This window comes from Streptomyces sp. PTY087I2 (assembly GCF_001687325.1).
Taxonomy (GTDB): Bacteria; Actinomycetota; Actinomycetes; order Streptomycetales; family Streptomycetaceae; genus Streptomyces.
On the sequence record NZ_LZRD01000019.1, the window covers coordinates 1 to 16,666 of the forward strand.

Annotated in this window: 16 protein-coding genes and 1 rRNA gene; 14 read left to right on the top strand and 3 right to left on the bottom strand. The window is 71.3% G+C overall.

The genetic code is table 11. The features are described from left to right. Positions 1–120 precede the first annotated feature (120 nt). From rrf to A3Q37_RS20925, 9 genes are all read left to right on the top strand, one after another. Positions 121–237: ribosomal RNA gene (rrf, locus tag A3Q37_RS20890) — 5S ribosomal RNA — on the top strand. A gap of 72 nt (positions 238–309) precedes the next feature. Then, positions 310–954 carry an HAD family phosphatase gene (locus A3Q37_RS20895; RefSeq protein ID WP_065486926.1) on the top strand — a complete coding sequence of 215 codons (645 nt, stop codon included), beginning with the start codon at positions 310–312 and terminating at the stop codon, positions 952–954. Between the two features lie 87 nt (positions 955–1,041). Continuing rightward, entirely contained in the window at positions 1,042–2,271 is a 1,230-nt protein-coding gene (locus A3Q37_RS20900; protein WP_065486928.1) for an MFS transporter, read from the top strand. Further along, positions 2,240–3,409, top strand: a complete 1,170-nt coding sequence (locus A3Q37_RS20905; protein WP_065486930.1) for an acetoin utilization protein AcuC — start codon at positions 2,240–2,242, stop codon at positions 3,407–3,409. Before A3Q37_RS20900 ends, A3Q37_RS20905 begins: the two co-directional genes overlap by 32 nt. Positions 3,410–3,538: 129 nt before the next feature. Further along, positions 3,539–4,354 (top strand): phosphatase, encoded by an 816-nt coding sequence (locus A3Q37_RS20910; RefSeq protein WP_065486932.1) that lies wholly within the window; start codon positions 3,539–3,541, stop codon positions 4,352–4,354. Positions 4,355–4,481: 127 nt separating this feature from the next. Beyond that, positions 4,482–4,694, top strand: a complete 213-nt coding sequence (locus A3Q37_RS20915; protein ID WP_029182680.1) for a helix-turn-helix domain-containing protein — start codon at positions 4,482–4,484, stop codon at positions 4,692–4,694. A 121-nt stretch (positions 4,695–4,815) separates the two neighbouring features. Then, positions 4,816–4,914 (top strand): 30S ribosomal protein bS22, encoded by a 99-nt coding sequence (locus A3Q37_RS35845; protein WP_003948845.1) that lies wholly within the window; start codon positions 4,816–4,818, stop codon positions 4,912–4,914. A 161-nt stretch (positions 4,915–5,075) separates the two neighbouring features. Beyond that, on the top strand, positions 5,076–6,164 hold the full coding sequence (locus tag A3Q37_RS20920; RefSeq protein ID WP_065486934.1) for an NAD-dependent epimerase/dehydratase family protein: 1,089 nt from the start codon (positions 5,076–5,078) through the stop codon (positions 6,162–6,164). Between the two features lie 15 nt (positions 6,165–6,179). Next, positions 6,180–7,292 carry a lysophospholipid acyltransferase family protein gene (locus A3Q37_RS20925; RefSeq protein ID WP_065486936.1) on the top strand — a complete coding sequence of 371 codons (1,113 nt, stop codon included), beginning with the start codon at positions 6,180–6,182 and terminating at the stop codon, positions 7,290–7,292. 97 nt (positions 7,293–7,389) lie between these two features. Here the strand turns inward: A3Q37_RS20925 and A3Q37_RS20930 are convergent, their stop codons facing one another. The 3 genes from A3Q37_RS20930 to A3Q37_RS20940 form a co-directional block, all read right to left on the bottom strand. Continuing rightward, a complete protein-coding gene (locus A3Q37_RS20930; protein ID WP_065486938.1) occupies positions 7,390–8,601 on the bottom strand; it encodes a DUF5667 domain-containing protein in 1,212 nt (403 codons plus the stop codon). 247 nt (positions 8,602–8,848) lie between these two features. Continuing rightward, complete coding sequence (locus tag A3Q37_RS20935) at positions 8,849–9,628, bottom strand: ECF subfamily RNA polymerase sigma factor, BldN family (RefSeq protein ID WP_065486940.1); 780 nt, start codon at positions 9,626–9,628, stop codon at positions 8,849–8,851. Positions 9,629–10,010: 382 nt separating this feature from the next. Further along, positions 10,011–10,958 carry an HAD family phosphatase gene (locus tag A3Q37_RS20940; RefSeq protein WP_065486942.1) on the bottom strand — a complete coding sequence of 316 codons (948 nt, stop codon included), beginning with the start codon at positions 10,956–10,958 and terminating at the stop codon, positions 10,011–10,013. A gap of 158 nt (positions 10,959–11,116) precedes the next feature. Between A3Q37_RS20940 and A3Q37_RS20945 the strand changes: the two genes are divergently transcribed. The 5 genes from A3Q37_RS20945 to A3Q37_RS20965 all read left to right on the top strand — a co-directional run bounded on the left by A3Q37_RS20945 (position 11,117) and on the right by A3Q37_RS20965 (position 16,584). Then, positions 11,117–11,407: a glutaredoxin family protein gene (locus tag A3Q37_RS20945; RefSeq protein ID WP_065487391.1), complete on the top strand. Its 291-nt coding sequence runs from the start codon at positions 11,117–11,119 to the stop codon at positions 11,405–11,407. Positions 11,408–11,664: 257 nt separating this feature from the next. Continuing rightward, on the top strand, positions 11,665–12,426 hold the full coding sequence (locus A3Q37_RS20950; protein ID WP_065486944.1) for a redox-sensing transcriptional repressor Rex: 762 nt from the start codon (positions 11,665–11,667) through the stop codon (positions 12,424–12,426). Then, positions 12,423–13,934, top strand: coding sequence for a glutamyl-tRNA reductase (locus A3Q37_RS20955; protein WP_065486946.1), 1,512 nt, complete (start codon positions 12,423–12,425; stop codon positions 13,932–13,934). Before A3Q37_RS20950 ends, A3Q37_RS20955 begins: the two co-directional genes overlap by 4 nt. Then, on the top strand, positions 13,931–14,917 hold the full coding sequence (gene hemC, locus A3Q37_RS20960) for a hydroxymethylbilane synthase (protein WP_065486948.1): 987 nt from the start codon (positions 13,931–13,933) through the stop codon (positions 14,915–14,917). The genes A3Q37_RS20955 and hemC overlap by 4 nt, the downstream gene beginning before the upstream one ends. Next, positions 14,914–16,584: a bifunctional uroporphyrinogen-III C-methyltransferase/uroporphyrinogen-III synthase gene (locus tag A3Q37_RS20965; RefSeq protein ID WP_065486949.1), complete on the top strand. Its 1,671-nt coding sequence runs from the start codon at positions 14,914–14,916 to the stop codon at positions 16,582–16,584. The genes hemC and A3Q37_RS20965 overlap by 4 nt, the downstream gene beginning before the upstream one ends. The last annotated feature ends 82 nt before the right edge of the window (positions 16,585–16,666 follow it).

The following is a 16,666-nucleotide window of genomic DNA, read 5'->3' on the forward strand; positions in this document are numbered from 1 at the left end:
GGGTGGAGCTGACTGGTACTAATAGGCCGAGGGCTTGTCCTCAGTTGCTCGCGTCCACTGTGTTAGTTCTGAAATAACGAACAGCCGTGTTTTTGTCCGGTGTTCACAGTTTCATAGTGTTTCGGTGGTCATTGCGTTAGGGAAACGCCCGGTTACATTCCGAACCCGGAAGCTAAGCCTTTCAGCGCCGATGGTACTGCAGGGGGGACCCTGTGGGAGAGTAGGACGCCGCCGAACAATCTTTGTGGGAAAGCCCCGTGCCCTTGTGGCACGGGGCTTTTCTGCGTTCTGAACGTCTAGGGTCGGACCATGCGCTACGAACTGGTCATCTTCGACAACGACGGTGTGCTCGTCGACAGCGAGCCGATCGCCAACACCGTCCTCTCCGGCTACCTCACCGAACTCGGTCATCCCACCTCGTACGAGGAATCGCTCCGTGACTACATGGGGTCCGCCGTGCACCGGGTCCACGATCTCGTCGAGGAGAGGACCGGGCAGAAGCTTCCCGAGGACTTCGACTCCACGCTCAGCGCCCGTACATTCGCCGCCTTCCAGCAGGAGCTGGTGGCGGTCGACGGGGCCGAGGAACTGCTCGGGAAGCTCGTCGCGGACGGCGTGGACTACTGCGTCGCCTCCTCCGGGAGCCATGAGCGGATCCGGGTCGGGCACCGTAAGACGGGGATCGACCAGTGGTTCGAGGAGGAGTGGATCTTCAGCTCGGAGGATGTCGGGAAGGGCAAGCCGGCACCGGACCTGTTCCTGCACGCCGCCGAGCGCATGGGCGTCTCGCCCGAGCGGTGCGTCGTCATCGAGGACAGCCCGCTCGGGGTCGAAGCGGCACGGGCGGCGGGGATGGACGTGTACGGGTTCACCTCGATGGTGCCCGCCGACCGGCTCGTCGGAGTGACCGGGCACTTCTCGGACATGGCCCAGCTGCCCCAACTGCTCGCCTGAAGCCCCTCCTCCGGACATCGTCCGTCCGGAAACTGCTCGGCTGATCCATCTACCCATGGGTAGCTGCCTGGCTCTACGCTCGCCGCCATGACTGATGCGGGCTTGCGGCACGGCAGGGCCTCCCTGGGGCTGAGCTTCGGTGTTCAAGGCGTGGCTTTCGCTCTTCTGGTGACGCGTATCCCCGCCATCCAGGACCGGTACGGGATATCCGACGGGCTGCTGCCCGCCTTCCTCGCCGCTGTCCCGATCCTGGCGGGGGCCGGCAGCGTGGCCACCGAGAAGGTGGTCGCGCGGGTACGGCCGAGCGTCGTCCTGCGGTGGGCCCAGCCCCTCGTCCTCCTCGCTCTGCTCGGGGTGGGCGCCGGGCGGGAGATGTGGCACGTCGCCGTCGCCCTCGGGGTGTTCGGGCTGGCCGTCGGGGCGCTCGACGCCTCCATGAACATGCTGGGCGTCAGCCTTCAACGGGCGTACGGGCGCTCCATCATGACCGGCTTTCACGCCGCCTACAGCCTCGGCGGGATCGCGGGGGCGTCCCTGGCATGGGTCGGGGCCCGGTGGGAGCTGTCGTTGCTCGCTTCCTACCTGCCCGTCGTCGCCGTGCTGCTGCCCGCCGCGCTGATCGGGAGCCGGTGGTACACGGAAGGGAAGGGGCCGGAAGGAACGAACGGGCCGGAAGGCATGAAGGGGCCGGGAAGCGCGAAGGGCGCTTCGGGCGGGGCGCTTTCGTTCAAGCTGTTGCTGCCGCTCTGCCTCATCATGACCTTCGCCTACATCGGAGACTCCACTGTCTCCAACTGGAGTGCCAAGTACCTCCAGGACGTGCTGGGCAGTTCGGAGCAGCTCGCGACCGTCCCGTACAACGTCTACATGGTGACGACCCTGCTGGGGCGGACCGTGGGGGACCTCGGGGTGCGGCGGTTCGGGGCCGTCGCCGTGGTGCGGGGCGGGAGTCTGCTGGCGGCCGGCGGGTTCGCGGTGGTGGCGGTCGCGCCCGGGGCCTGGGTGGGGATGCTCGGGTTCACGATGCTCGGGTTCGGGCTCTGCGTGATCGTGCCGCAGGCCTTCGCCGCCGCCGGGCGGATGTTCCCGGGGAACAGCGACGCTGCTGTGGCACGGCTGAATATCTTCAACTATGTGGGGTTCTTGGTCGGTTCGCCGCTCGTGGGCGCTCTGGGGGATGCGTGGAGTTATCGCGGGGCCATGCTCGTACCGATGGTTCTGGTGCTGGCGACGCTCGTGTATGCCCGCGCGTTCGGGCCGGAGCCCGCCCGATACGGTGGCGGGCATGAGCGGCCGCGCACAGCTGATGTGGGATGACGCAGTTACGGGATACGACTTCGGGGACACCCACCCGATGGACCCGGTCCGGCTGGCCCTGACGATGGGGCTGGTGCGGGCGTTCGGGCTCGATTCGGCGGTGGATCTGCGGTCGGCGAGGCCCTTGGGGGACTCCAGTCTGAGACTCGTGCACCGGCAGGACTATGTGGCGGCCGTCCGGGCCGCCTCCGCGAATCCGCGGGCCGCCGACCAGAACTACGGGCTCGGGACCGTCGACGATCCGGCGTTCGCCGGGATGCACGAGGCCTCCGCGCTGATCGCCGGGCTGTCCGTCGGGGCCGCCGAGGCCGTGTGGCGGGGCGAGACCGAGCACGCGGTGAACTTCACCGGGGGGCTGCATCACGCCATGCCGGGCTCGGCCGCCGGGTTCTGCGTCTACAACGACCCGGCGCTCGCCATCGCCCGGCTGCTGGAGCTCGGCGCGGAGCGGGTCGCGTACGTCGATGTGGACGTCCACCACGGGGACGGGGTGCAGGCCGCGTTCTGGGAGGACCCGCGCGTCCTGACGGTCTCGCTGCACGAGCACCCGAGGACGCTGTTCCCGCAGACCGGGTGGCCGGAGGAGACCGGGGCCGGGGCCGGCGAGGGGTCCGCAGTGAACGTGGCGCTGCCGGCCGGGACCGGGGACGAGGGGTGGCTGCGGGCCTTCCATGCGGTGGTGCCCGAGCTGCTGGCCGACTTCAGGCCCCAGGTGCTCGTCACCCAGCACGGGGCCGACACACACTTCGAGGACCCGCTCGCCCATCTCGCGGTGTCGCTGGACGCGCAGCGGGCGGTCATGGAGTCCTGCCACCGGCTGGCCCACGACCACGCCGACGGGCGCTGGGTGGCGCTCGGCGGGGGCGGGTACGCGGTGGTGGACGTGGTGCCCCGGTCGTGGACGCACCTCGTCGGGATCGCCGCGCACGCCCCCGTCGATCCGGAGTCGGTGGTGCCGCCGTCGTGGCGCGATCTCGTCTACGCCCGTACGCGGCAGCTGGGGCCCGGCCGGATGACCGACGGGCGTACGCCGTCGTGGAAGGCGTGGGAGGACGGGTACGACCCGGCGGACAGGCTGGACCAGGCGGTGCTGGCGTCCCGGAAGGCCGCCTTCCCGCTGCGGGGGCTGCTTACCTGAGGCGCAGCGGGAGCGCTGTCGGTCCGTGTGTGCGCGTCGCGCGGGGCATTGTGCCGTGCGTTACGCCAACGGTGGGGCGTAACGGGATTCCCGCCCTCTCCGGCTCCGCGATACGGCAGCATCCCAGGGGTGTTGAGCACCGGGGCGCTGCGCGCCCATCTGCTGGCGGCCCGGCTGGCCGGGCCCGTGGCCACGTCGCGCGAGACGAGTCTGCGCAGCTACCGGCTGTTCGCCGCCCGGGATCCCCGGGTGATGCTGGGGCTGGCGCCCGAGCGGGCCTGGGGCGAGGGTGAGCTGTTGCGGCTGATGGCGGACCGGTGCGGGGTCTCGGCCGACCCGACGCGGGTGACCGGCCCCGATGCGATCGATCCGGACCGGACGGTGGCCGCGCTGGACGCGTTCGCCGAGCGGTTGGCGCTGGTGGCCGAGCGGCGGGCCCCGGTGCTGCTGGGGACCGGGCATCCGCACCGGCTGCTCGGTTTCTACGCCGGGCTGGCAGACGCTCTGTCGGCGGTCGGCTGTCCTGTTCTCACCCCTGCGCAGGGGAGATGTGTCGACATAACGACCCGGTTTGGCGTACGTACGTACCGTCTCGACTACGTACGGGGTGTGGCCCTGGTGCGCGAACCCGGGGGGCGGCCCACCGGGGGCGAGACCGGCGCGCACACGCATTCGCCGCTGCCCGTGCGGCTCGCGCTCCAGGACGCGGCGGAGCGGCTCGGGGTGCTGCCCGAGCTGGTGATCGGGGATCACGGCTGGGTCTGCGGCGCAGGTCAGCTGGGGATCGAGGCGATCGGTCCGGCGGACACGGACGATCCGGCGCTGTTCGTGGGGGAGGCGGAGGGGCGGGTGTCCGTGGTCGTACCGCTCGACGACGGCGTACGGGCCCCGTTCTACCGGCCGTTGACGCGCTATGTGCTCAATCGGGCCTGTCTGTCACAGTAAGCCGTCGATCGCCTCCCCTCTTCCCCACTCGCACCACCCGCCCCTAATCTGGGGAGTGAGCGCACAACGACGAAGAGTCACCGGAGGGGAAGCCGGTGCGCGTCCGGTGCGGAGGGACAGGTGGATCATGGCTGCTGACAACGAGAGGCCTCTCAACGAGGTCAAGTTTCTGACCGTGGCGGAAGTCGCCTCGGTCATGCGAGTGTCGAAGATGACGGTGTACCGCCTGGTGCACAGCGGTCATCTGCCGGCGATCCGGGTGGGCAGGTCCTTCCGGGTGCCGGAGCAAGCGGTTCACGCGTATCTCCGCGAGTCCTTTGTGGGGGTGGAATCAGCCTGAGGTTCGCCTCGGGTTGCCCGCGGATTACGTCCCTCGGACAGTGGCGGGTAGGCTAGGCCGACGTAGGTCGTGTGGGCCCAGACGCCCCGCACCAGTGAAGAAGAAGTGAGCGAGGGTAGTCGTGGGCTCTGTTATCAAGAAGCGGCGCAAGCGGATGGCCAAGAAGAAGCACCGCAAGCTGCTCAAGCGCACGCGCGTTCAGCGTCGCAACAAGAAGTAAGCGAACGCAGTTCGTGAGACCGCAGCCCCTCCGCCGTTCCGGTGGAGGGGCTGCGGTGCGTTACAGGGAACCGTCCACCCGCTACGGTGACCGCCAGAGAAGTTACCGCGGGAAGCAGGGGAGTCGGGTCAGGCTTCCCGGGCCGACGGAAGGCGCTGGTCTTGGGGAAGGTCGTCCTCGTCACAGGAGTGGCCCGGCAGCTGGGGGGCCGCTTCGTCCGGCGCGTCCAGCGCGATCCCGGGGTGGACCGGGTGATCGCGGTCGACGCCGTCGTGCCCCCGCATCAGCTGGGCGACGCGGAGTTCGTCCGCGCCGACATCCGGCAGTCGGCCATAGCGCGGATCCTGGCCGAGTACGCCGTCGACACGGTGGTCCACCTGGACGTCTCCGGCAAGGCGCTCGGCGCCGGCGGCCGGACGGCGGTCAAGGAGACCAACGTCATCGGCACCATGCAGCTGCTCGGCGCCTGCCAGAAGTCGCCGACGGTGCAGCGGCTCGTGGTGAAGTCCAGCACGAGCGTGTACGGGTCGGCGCCCCGCGATCCGGCCGTGTTCACCGAGACCACCCCGCCCAAGTCGCTGCCGAGCGGTGGCTTCGCGAAGGACGCGGTGGAGGTCGAGGGGTACGTACGCGGCTTCGCCCGCCGCCGCCCGGACGTGGCGGTGTGCGTGCTGCGGTTCGCCAACATCCTGGGGCCGCACCCGGACTCGCCGCTGGCCGACTATCTGTCGCTGCCCGTCCTGCCGACCGTCCTCGGCTACGACCCGCGGCTCCAGTTCGTGCACGAGGACGATGTGATCGACGTCCTCGGGATCGCGGCGAGCGAGCCCCGGCGCGGAACGCTGAACAGCGGCACGTTCAACATCGCCGGCGACGGGGTGCTGCTGCTGTCGCAGTGCTCGCGGCGGCTGGGGAAGCCGACCGTTCCCGTGCTGCTGCCCGCCGTCACCTGGGTCGGCTCGGCGCTCCGTACGATCGGCATGACGGACTTCTCGCCGGAGCAGATCCGGCTGCTCACCCACGGCCGGGTGGTCTCGACGGTGCAGATGCGCGAGACCCTCGGTTTCCGGCCGGCGTTCACCACGGCGGAGACCTTCGCGGAGTTCGCGCGGAGCCGGGGGCCGGGGCTGCTGCCGCCGGAGACGGTGGGCAGGGCGGTGGACCGGCTGGCGGCGTTGCCGCTGCCGGGAGGCGCCGGACCGCGGGAGCGCGGGGCCGGTGCGGTACAGACGACTCACGGCGCCAGGTAGAGGAGCGCACCGACGATGGCGGATGCCAAGGTCATTCCGTTCGACGACGACCGTTCGCGGTCCGGTGGCGGTGCCCGTCCGGCGCGGCGCAGGACCGGGGCGGGCGGCGGCAGCGGCCGGGGCGACGGCTCCGCCGCTCCGGTGAGCGCCCTGCCGGGGGCGCAGGTCCCCGAGCAGGGCGACGTCCCGGCCGACGCCCTGTCCGACCGGTCCCCGGGGACCGAGGAGACGGACGGCGGGCCCCGGGAGGCCGGGTCGGCCACGGTGGACGAGGGCCGTTCGGCGGCCGGGAGCTGGGAGCGGCGGATCGCGGGCGGGCTCGCGTTCCTGCGGCGGCGGGTCACCGGCGATTACGACGTCGACGAGTTCGGTTACGACAAGGAGCTCACCGACCAGGTCCTGATGTCGGCGCTGCGGCCGCTGGCGGACAAGTACTTCCGGGTCGAGGTGAAGGGCATCGAGAACATCCCGTCGGACGGCGGGGCGCTCATCGTGGCCAACCACTCCGGGACGCTGCCGCTGGACGGGCTGATGCTCCAGGTCGCGGTGCACGACAACCATCCGGCCGAGCGGCATCTGCGGCTGCTCGCCGCCGATCTGGTCTTCCATCTCCCGGTCGTCAACGAGCTGGCGCGCAAGGCCGGTCACACGCTGGCCTGTGCGGAGGACGCGCAGCGGCTGCTGGAGATGGGCGAGATCGTCGGGGTGATGCCGGAGGGGTTCAAGGGCATCGGCAAGCCGTTCGGCGAGCGCTACAAGCTTCAGCGCTTCGGGCGGGGCGGGTTCGTGTCGACGGCGCTGCGGGCGGGCGCGCCGATCGTGCCGTGCTCGATCGTGGGGGCGGAGGAAATCTACCCGATGATCGGCAACGCGAAGACGCTGGCCAGGCTGCTGGGCTTCCCGTACTTCCCGATCACGCCGACGTTCCCGTGGCTGGGGCCGCTGGGTGCGCTGCCACTGCCGACGAAGTGGACGATCCAGTTCGGTGAGCCGATCCCGACGGACGGCTATCCGCCGGAGGCGGCGGAGGACCCGATGCTGATGTTCAACCTGACGGACCAGGTGCGGGAGCAGATCCAGCACACGCTGTACAAGCTGCTGGTGCAGCGGCGGTCGGTCTTCTTCTGAGGCTGTTACGAACAAGGCTGTCACGGAGAAGGCTGTTATGAAGGAGGGGCCGGTACGCGATTCGCGTACCGGCCCCTTCTCCGTGTCCGTTTCGGCTTTACGGCCTGAGGTTCTCGCCGTCGATGCCGAGGCCCGGGAGGAGCCCGGGGAGGAGCGGGGGCAGGGTGACGTCCGGGGCGGCGGGTGCGCTCGGGCGGTTCTCGGCGGGCGGCGGGGTGAGCTCGTCCGTGGGGAGCTCGTCCAGCAGGCCGTCCGTGCCGCCGAGCAGGCCGTCGTCCGGGGTGGCGTCGGAGGAGCCCGACGAGCCGGAGGGCTTGGGGTCCGTGCTGCCGTCGGTGCGGCCTCCGGGCTTCTCGGGGGAGGCCGGAGGTGCGGTGGCGTCGGTGCGGGGGGAGTCCTTGCCCGGGGCGGTGGTGGTGTCGGAGCGTCCGGTGCCCTTGTCCTCGCCCGGGGGACGGGGGAGGAGGGACTGGAGCGGCGCGACTTCCTCGTCCATGGCGTCGAAGACGGAGGTGACCTCGTCGCGGACGTCGGTGAGCTGGACGGGCAGCCGGTCGCGGAGGCTGCTCCAGGTGTCGCGGTGCGAGCGGGAGAAGGTGTCCAGGGTCTGGATGGGGCCGATCGCACCGTCGCGCTGGTAGGCGGAGCGGAGCAGGCGGTGGCCCTCGGAGGCGTCGTGGGACATGCCGTTGAGCGCGCGTCTGACGGAGCCGAGGGATTCGTGGTCCAGGGCGCCGGAGCGGCCGCGCTCCATGAGTCTGCGGGCCTCGCTGAGCCGGGTGGAGGCCTGGTCGAGATAGGCCTCGCCGCGGTCGGCGTCGCCCTTGGCCATGCCGAGGCTGATGTCCTCCATTCCGCGCTTGAGCCCGTACAGCGAATCACCGGGGAGGGCGTCGGAGCTGGCGGCGGCCACGCCGCCGAAGGCTCCCGCGGCCACGCCGACGGTGAGCCCGCCGGCGGTGAGCCCCTTCGCCCAGCGGGAGCGGGGTCGCAGTTTCCGCAGTGGTGAGGCCCGGTGGGCCCCCTTGCCCCGTTGCACGGGCACCGTAGGGCCCGTGGACGCGCCGCCCTCGGCGAACATGGCCTCCATGGCGGCGACGAGCTGGGCTCGCTGCACCACTTTGACCTCGGGGTCCAACTGCGGCTTCGGTAGCTCACCGAGGCCGTTCGCCAGGGCCAACAGCGGTCCGCGGTCGGCCTGGTCGGCCGGCTCCGCGGGCTCTGCGGCCGCCGCACCCTGGGGGGTCTGCTCCTCCAGGGCCTGGGCGAAGGCGTTCGCCCGCCGGTGTGCCGAAACGTTTGCGATCACTGGCGGCACCTCCTCTCGTCATGACGGTCGACTCCCCTGGCGGTCCGGAAGGTTGCCCACCTTGAGCGTTTCCACTCGATGGAGTGAGCGGAGACGGACAGGTGGTGACGACAGGGGGCCTGCAACCGGCACAACGACGCGCGCGGCACTTGGGTTACGCACGAAAGATGATCGGACCAGTGCGTGACGGGACGGTCACGCAGGGGTTGTCGGCGGGGGTGTCGGCAGGGGGTGTCGGCGGGCGTCGTCAGCGTGCGTCGTCCGGCAGGAGCCGGGCGAGCGTCCGCACGGCCCGGTACTGGAGGGTCTTGATCGCGCCCTCGTTCTTGCCCATCACGCGGGCGGTCTCGGCGACCGAGAGGCCCTGGAGGAACCGCAGGGTGACGCACTCCTGCTGCTGGGGGTTGAGTCGCCGGACGGCCTGGAGCAGCGCGGCGTTGGAGAGGGACTCCAGGACGGAGTCCTCGGGGCTGCGCGCCACCTCGTTGGCGTCGAGCATTTCGCCGGTGGTCACTTCCAGTCGGAAACGACTGGATTTGAAGTGGTCGGCGACCAGGTTGCGAGCGATCGTGACCAGCCAGGCGCCGAAATCGCGGCCCTGCCAGGTGAACGTGGAGATACGGCGCAGTGCGCGGAGGAAGGTCTCGCTGGTGAGGTCCTCCGCGGTCGCCTTGCCGCCCACGCGGTAGTAGATGTACCGGTACACCGTGTCGCTGTACTGGTCGTACAGGCGGCCGAAGGCGTCCGCCTCGCCGGCCTGTGCGCGCTCGACGAGATCCATCATGCGCGCGCTGTCGCTGTCGGCCGTGGGACGGCGGACGGCCGACGTGGTGGTCGAGGCGGCGCGGGTGCTGCGTCTTCCGACCGCCGCACTGCGTTCGGCCAGGGCGTAGCAGGGGCCGGCAGGTGCAGGGGTGGCAAATGCGGGGACGGCGTACGCGGTGGGGACGAAGCCGCGCAAGCGGTCAATGACCGATGCACGCAGCGTAGCCAGGCCCGAGGCGTCAACCCCGACGTGTGGGTACACGGGACTCCCAGAGGCAGAGCTTCCATCACGAGCAGTTCGAAAATCGTCACCCGTGGTAGCGGGTGACGGTCTCCGTGATGCGTCTGAGGAGAATAACGCTTCGTGCAGGCAGCGCTACACCCAGTTGTCTAAATCACCGGTTCCGTCGCTTCTCTTATCGCTAAGTGACGTATCAAGTAGCACATGGTGACCGTTTATTGATCGGATTACTTCGTGATCTGCCTATGGGGGCGACGGGTTGTGGCCGGGCACCGGTGACAGGCCTGGCCGGAGGGGGCGTCGGCGGTGGCGGCGAAACGGCTTTCGACCGGACGTACGGCTTCGGGCGTGGCTGCGCCCCGTGACCGGATGGGGGCACGGGGCGCGATGGAGGGAGTGGGGGTCAGCGGCGGCGGCGGTGCAGGGCGACGGCCGCGGCGGTGCCGCCCGCGAGCGCGCCGACCCCGGCGGCGGCCGGGATGCCGACCTTGGCGGCCTTGCGGCCGGTGCGGTAGTCGCGCAGCCGCCAGTCACGGGCGCGGGCGTACTTGCGGAGCTTGGTGTCGGGGTTGATCGCGTAGGGGTGGCCGACCAGCGAGAGCATCGGGATGTCGTTGTGCGAGTCGCTGTAGGCGGCGCAGCGGTCCAGGTCGAGGTCCTCGGCGGCGGCCAGGGCGCGGACGGCCTCGGCCTTGGCTGGGCCGTGCAGCGGTTCGCCGACCAGGCGGCCGGTGTAGACGCCGTCGACCGATTCGGCGACGGTGCCGAGCGCGCCGGTCAGGCCGAGGCGGCGGGCGATGATGGTGGCGGTCTCCACGGGTGCGGCGGTGACCAGCCAGACCTTCTGCCCGGCGTCCAGGTGGGCCTGGGCCAGGGCGCGGGTGCCGGGCCAGATGCGGTCGGCCATGTACTCGTCGTAGATCTCCTCGCCGATGGACATCAGCTCGGAGACGCGGTGGCCCTTGACGATGGACAGGGCGCTGTCGCGGGCGTCCTGCATGTGCTCGGGGTCCTCGACGCCGGCCAGCCGGAACCACGCCTGCTGCCAGGCGAACCGGGTGAGTTCGCGGCGTTCGAAGAACTTCCGCTTGTAGAGGCCGCGGCCGAAGTGGAAGATCGCGGCGCCCTGCATCACGGTGTTGTCGAGGTCGAAGAAGGCGGCGGCGCGGACGTCCCCGGCGACCGGGAACGCGGGCTCCTCGGGTGCTTCTTCGGGGGGTGCGGTCAGGAGGGCGGCGTCGTCGTCGGCGGCCGAGGTCTTGCGCGCGGCCTCGGCGGCGGCCTCGCCTGCCAGGACGCTGCGCGCAGTCGCGGAACGCCTACGGGGGGTGAGCCATCCAAGAGCGGCCATGCGGTGAGCATAGCCAGTCCGTCCGTACGTGCCCGACCTGCCGTGATGCGGTGGCGTGAACGCTTCGGGGCGGAATGGTGAATCGGTCGATTCCGGGCGGCCCCGCGGCGGGTCGGGCGGGCCCGGAAAACGGGCGCGGCGGGCGCAGAATGGAGAGCATGAGTCCTCTGCTGCGACGTACGAAGAAGAAGCCCGCCGAGCGGGTGGTCACGCTGGTCGGGAAGCCGGGCTGTCATCTGTGCGAGGACGCGCGGGCGGTGGTGAGCGCGGTCTGCGAGGAGACCGGGGCGTCGTGGGTGGAGAAGGACATCACCGAGGACGAGAAGCTGTACAAGGAGTACTGGGAGCAGATTCCGGTGGTGCTGATCGATGACGAGCAGCACACGTTCTGGCGCGTGGACCCGGCGAGGCTGCGCAAGGCGCTGGGTGCGGACGCGAAACCCGGTTAACATTGCGGGCGTTTTGAGTGGCCTCGGGGGCGTAGTTGTGAGGAGTGTGTACCGCTTTGCCCCCTTCGAGGCTGCAACGGGCCGTTGCGGTCCCTGGTTCCGGGATCGCGCGGGAAATGCGCGTGACCCCGGTCACTTTGACCGGACAAAACGGACACAATCTTTGTGCACGCGTTCACAAAGACATAGCCTGCATTCGACGGGGCGGTCTTGGGACATACGGCCGCCTACAGCCCCGCTCATCCCGCAGGAGCACCGTGGCAACTGGCCGAACTCACCGACCGGCGACCCGTAGCCGAGGAATTCCCGAGGCCACCGTCGCCCGACTTCCGTTGTATCTGCGCGCGCTGACCGCGCTCTCCGAGCGATCGGTCCCCACGGTCTCCTCCGAGGAGCTGGCCACGGCGGCCGGCGTCAACTCGGCGAAGCTGCGCAAGGACTTCAGCTACCTGGGGTCCTACGGCACCCGGGGTGTCGGGTACGACGTCGAGTATCTCGTCTACCAGATCTCGCGTGAGCTCGGGCTCACCCAGGACTGGCCGGTCGCGATCGTCGGTATCGGTAACCTCGGCGCGGCCCTCGCCAACTACGGCGGCTTCGCCTCCCGCGGCTTCCGCGTCGCGGCGCTCATCGACGCCGACCCCGCCATGGCCGGTACGCCGGTGGCCGGGATCCCCGTCCAGCACACCGACGACCTCGACCGGATCATCAGCGACAACGGTGTGTCCATCGGCGTGATCACCACCCCGCCCGGCGCGGCCCAGCAGGTCTGCGACCGGCTCGTCGCCGCCGGTGTGACCTCCATCCTGAACTTCGCGCCGACCGTCCTGTCGGTGCCCGAGGGCGTCGACGTACGCAAGGTCGACCTCTCCATCGAGCTCCAGATCCTCGCGTTCCACGAGCAGCGCAAGGCGGGCGAGGACGCCACCGCCGAGGACGAGGGCGCGCCCCCGATGCGCGCCACGCCCACCGGCCGAAAAGGACCCGACGGGGACATGCCCGCCGTGATGCCCGCATGAGCCTCCTCGTCGTCGGACTCAGCCACCGCAGCGCCCCCGTCTCCGTACTGGAGCGGGCGTCCCTCGCTGCCGAGACCCAGGCCAAGCTGCTCCAGGACACCCTCGCCGCGGAACCCGCGACCGAGGCCGCCGTGCTGGCCACCTGCAACCGCATCGAGCTGTACGCGGACGTGGACAAGTTCCACGCGGGCGTCGCCGAGCTCTCCACCCTGCTCGCCCAGCACAGCGGCGTCGGTCTCGAGGAGCTCACTCCGTATCTCTATGTGCACTACGAGGACCGGGCCGTCCACCACCTGTTCTCGGTGGCCTGCGGGCTGGACTCGATGGTTGTCGGCGAGGGCCAGATCCTCGGCCAGATCAAGGACGCGCTGGCGCGCGGCCAGGAGCTGCACACCGCCGGACGGCTGCTGAACGACCTCTTCCAGCAGGCCCTGCGGGTCGGCAAGCGCGCCCACAGCGAGACCGGGATCGACCGGGCCGGGCAGTCGCTCGTCACCTTCGGGCTCCAGCAGCTCGCCGCCGGGGCCGACCCCGCCCTGTGGGCCGAGGGCAAGCGCGCCCTGGTCATCGGCGCCGGCTCCATGTCCTCGCTGGCCGCCGCGACCCTCGCCCGGACCGGTGTCGCCGAGATCGTCGTCGCCAACCGGACCCGCGCCCGCGCGGACCGTCTGGTGGAGATCCTCCAGCAGGGCGACGGCACCGCCGTGCGCGCCCGCGCCGTCGAGATGTCCTCGGTGGGCGACGAACTGACACGTGCCGACATCGTCGTCTCCTGCACCGGCTCCACCGGCCTCGTGCTCACCGCCGACGCCCTCGCCGACGCCCTGGGCGTGACCCTGGACGCCGCGCCCGAGGCACCGACGGTCACCGCCGTCGCCCCCGCCCCGGACGACGTCGACCAGCACGCCGCCTGGGTGGAGAACGGTTCCGCCGCCTCCGCCGCGCTCGCCGGTCCGGCGGCCGCGCCGCGCCGGGTCACCGTGCCCGCGCAGTCCACCGGACCGGTCCGGCTCGCCCTGCTCGACCTCGCCATGCCGCGCGACATCGACGGCGCCGCGCACCGCATCGACGGGGTGCGCCTCGTCGACATCGAGTCGCTCGCCGAGGCGTCCGCCGACGCCCCGATGGCCGCCGACGTGGACCGGGTCCGCACGATCGTCTCCGACGAGGTGGCCGCCTTCGGCGCCGCCCAGCGCGCCGCGCACGTCGCCCCGACCGTGGTCGCCCTGCGCACCATGGCCGCCGACGTGGTCGCCGGCGAGATCGCCCGGCTGGACGGCCGCCTCCCCGACCTGGACGAGAAGCAGCGCGCCGAGATCACCCAGACCGTGCGCCGCGTCGTCGACAAGCTCCTGCACGCGCCCACCGTGCGGGTCAAGCAGCTCGCCAGCGAGCCCGGCGGCGCCGGGTACGCGGACGCGCTGCGAGAACTCTTCGACCTCGACCCGCAGACGGTGGCCGCCGTCTCCCGGGCCGACCTGAACGACCCGAATAGAGGGCGGTCATGACCGACAACTCATCGCCGGACGCGCGGGGCGCCGCGCCGCTCCGGCTGGGCACCCGGCGCTCCAAGCTCGCCATGGCCCAGTCCGGGCTCGTCGCCGAGGCGGTCCGCGAGGTGACCGGGCGCGCCGTCGAGCTCGTCGAGATCACCACGTACGGGGACACCTCCCGCGAGCACCTGGCGCAGATCGGCGGCACCGGCGTCTTCGTCGCCGCCCTGCGCGAGGCGCTGCTGCGGGGCGAGGTGGACTTCGCGGTCCACTCGCTCAAGGACCTGCCGACCAGCCAGCCCGACGAGCTGGTGCTGGCCGCTGTGCCGCAGCGCGAGGACCCGCGCGACGCGCTGGTGGCCCGGGACGGGCTGACCTTCGAGCAGCTGCCCGACGGCGCCCGCATCGGCACCGGTTCGCCGCGCCGCATGGCGCAGCTCAACGCGTACGCCCGGTCCCACGGACTGCGGATCGAGACCGTCCCCATCCGGGGCAACGTCGACACGCGGATCGGGTTCGTGCGGGACGGCGAGCTGGACGCGGTGGTTCTCGCCGCCGCCGGGCTCAGCCGTCTCGGCCGGAGCGGTGAGGTGACCGACTTCCTGCCGGTCGACACCGTCCTGCCCGCTCCCGGCCAGGGAGCACTGGCGATCGAGTGCGCCGCGTCCAGCGCCGACCTCGCCGCCGCGCTCGCCGAGCTCGACGACCCGTACACCCGGGTCGCCGTGACCGCCGAGCGCGCCCTGCTCGCCGCCCTGGAGGCCGGCTGCTCCGCACCCGTGGGTGCGCTGGCCGACGTCCTGGCCGACGGGCAGGTTGTCAACGAACTGCGCCTGCGCGGAGTCGTCGGTTCCACCGACGGTTCCTCGCTCGTACAGCTGTCCACCACCGGTCCCGTCCCCACGTCGCACGACGACGCGGCGGCCCTCGGTCGCGAACTCGCGTCCGAGATGCTCGCCAAGGGTGCGGCCGGTCTTATGGGGGAGCGAGCACTTTGAGCCCCACCGGCCCCGCCGCATCCGACTTTCCGGTCCTGTCCGCCCAAGGCCAGGTCACCTTCCTCGGCGCCGGTCCCGGCGACCCGGGACTGCTGACTCTGCGCGCTGTCGAAGCGCTCGCGAGCGCGGACGTCCTTGTCGCCGAGCCCGATGTGCTCGACGTCGTTCGCAGCCATGCGCGGGAAGGCGTGAGCACGCCTGAGCTGACGGTTGTTGACGTCTCGTCAACAGCCGCCGGTGTACCCGTTCTCAGGGATGCGGCCAATCTTGTCATGGAGGCCGCGAAGGGCGGCAGGCGGGTGGTCCGTGCCGTCGCGGGCGATCCGGGTCTGGACGGCGACGCGGGCGCGGAGATGCTCGCCTGTGCCGCCGCCGGGGTGCCCTTCGAGGTGGTCCCGGGCATCGCGAACGCCGTCGGCGTGCCCGCGTACGCCGGGGTGCCGCTCCGCGACGCGCAGGGCGCGGACGTCCGTTTCGTCGACGCCCGTACGGCCTCCGACCGGTGCTGGAGCGAGGTCGGCGCGAGCGACGCGACCGCCGTCGTCTCCACCACGCTGGACGCGGTCGCGGCCGCCGCCGGTGAGCTCGTCTCGGCGGGCCGCAAGCCCGACACTCCGCTCACCGTGACGATCGCGGGCACCACCACCCGTCAGCGCACCTGGACGGCGACCCTCGGGACGATCGCCCAGACCCTCAAGCAGGCCAAGGTGCTCCCCTCGCCCGAGGGCCACCGGCCGGTCATAGCCGTGGTCGGAGAGCGCAGCTCCGCCGCCCAGCGCGACCAGCTCGCGTGGTTCGAGTCCAAGCCGCTGTTCGGCTGGAGGGTGCTCGTCCCGCGTACCAAGGAGCAGGCCGCGTCGCTCTCCGACCAGCTGCGTTCCTACGGTGCGGTGCCGCACGAGGTCCCGACGATCGCCGTCGAGCCGCCGCGTACGCCCCAGCAGATGGAGCGCGCGGTCAAGGGCCTGGTCACCGGGCGCTACGAGTGGATCGCCTTCACCAGCGTGAACGCCGTCAAGGCGGTCCGGGAGAAGTTCGAGGAGTACGGTCTCGACGCCCGGGCCTTCGCCGGGATCAAGGTCGCCGCCGTCGGCGAGCAGACCGCCGCCGCGCTGATCGACTTCGGCGTGAAGCCGGACCTGGTGCCCTCCGGCGAGCAGTCCGCCGCCGGGCTGCTGGAGGACTGGCCGCCCTACGACCCGGTCTTCGACCCGATCGACCGGGTGTTCCTGCCGCGCGCCGACATCGCCACCGAGACCCTGGTGGCCGGGCTCATCGAGCTGGGCTGGGAGGTCGACGACGTCACCGCGTACCGCACGGTCCGCGCCTCGCCGCCGCCGGCCGACACCCGCGAGGCGATCAAGGGCGGCGGCTTCGACGCGGTCCTGTTCACCTCGTCCTCGACGGTGCGGAACCTGGTCGGTATCGCGGGCAAGCCGCACAACGTGACCGTCATCGCGTGTATCGGCCCGGCCACCGCGAAGACCGCCGAGGAGCACGGTCTGCGGGTGGACGTGCTGTCCCCCGAGCCGTCGGTGCACAAGCTCGCCGAGGCGCTCGCCGCCTTCGGTGCGCAGCGCCGGGACGCGGCGAAGGAGGCCGGTGACCCGGTGACCCGGCCGAGCGAGCGCCGCCCGGGCGCGCGTCGGCGCCGGACGACGACGTAACGGCAGTACGCGGGTGAGTGGGCCCGGTCGCTTCGGCGGCCGGGCCCGCCGCCTTTCCCGGCACGGGTGTCGGTAAGACCGC

Excerpts from the sequence above, each read along its gene's own strand:
- A3Q37_RS20900 (WP_065486928.1), top strand. The coding sequence starts at position 1,042 with ATGACTGATGCGGGCTTGCGGCACGGCAGGGCCTCCCTGGGGCTGAGC.
- A3Q37_RS20905 (WP_065486930.1), top strand. The coding sequence starts at position 2,240 with ATGAGCGGCCGCGCACAGCTGATGTGGGATGACGCAGTTACGGGATAC.
- A3Q37_RS20940 (WP_065486942.1), bottom strand. The coding sequence starts at position 10,958 with ATGGCCGCTCTTGGATGGCTCACCCCCCGTAGGCGTTCCGCGACTGCG.
- A3Q37_RS20955 (WP_065486946.1), top strand. The coding sequence starts at position 12,423 with ATGAGCCTCCTCGTCGTCGGACTCAGCCACCGCAGCGCCCCCGTCTCC.
- A3Q37_RS20895 (WP_065486926.1), top strand. The coding sequence starts at position 310 with ATGCGCTACGAACTGGTCATCTTCGACAACGACGGTGTGCTCGTCGAC.
- A3Q37_RS20915 (WP_029182680.1), top strand. The coding sequence starts at position 4,482 with ATGGCTGCTGACAACGAGAGGCCTCTCAACGAGGTCAAGTTTCTGACC.
- A3Q37_RS20925 (WP_065486936.1), top strand. The coding sequence starts at position 6,180 with ATGGCGGATGCCAAGGTCATTCCGTTCGACGACGACCGTTCGCGGTCC.
- A3Q37_RS20945 (WP_065487391.1), top strand. The coding sequence starts at position 11,117 with ATGAGTCCTCTGCTGCGACGTACGAAGAAGAAGCCCGCCGAGCGGGTG.
- hemC (WP_065486948.1), top strand. The coding sequence starts at position 13,931 with ATGACCGACAACTCATCGCCGGACGCGCGGGGCGCCGCGCCGCTCCGG.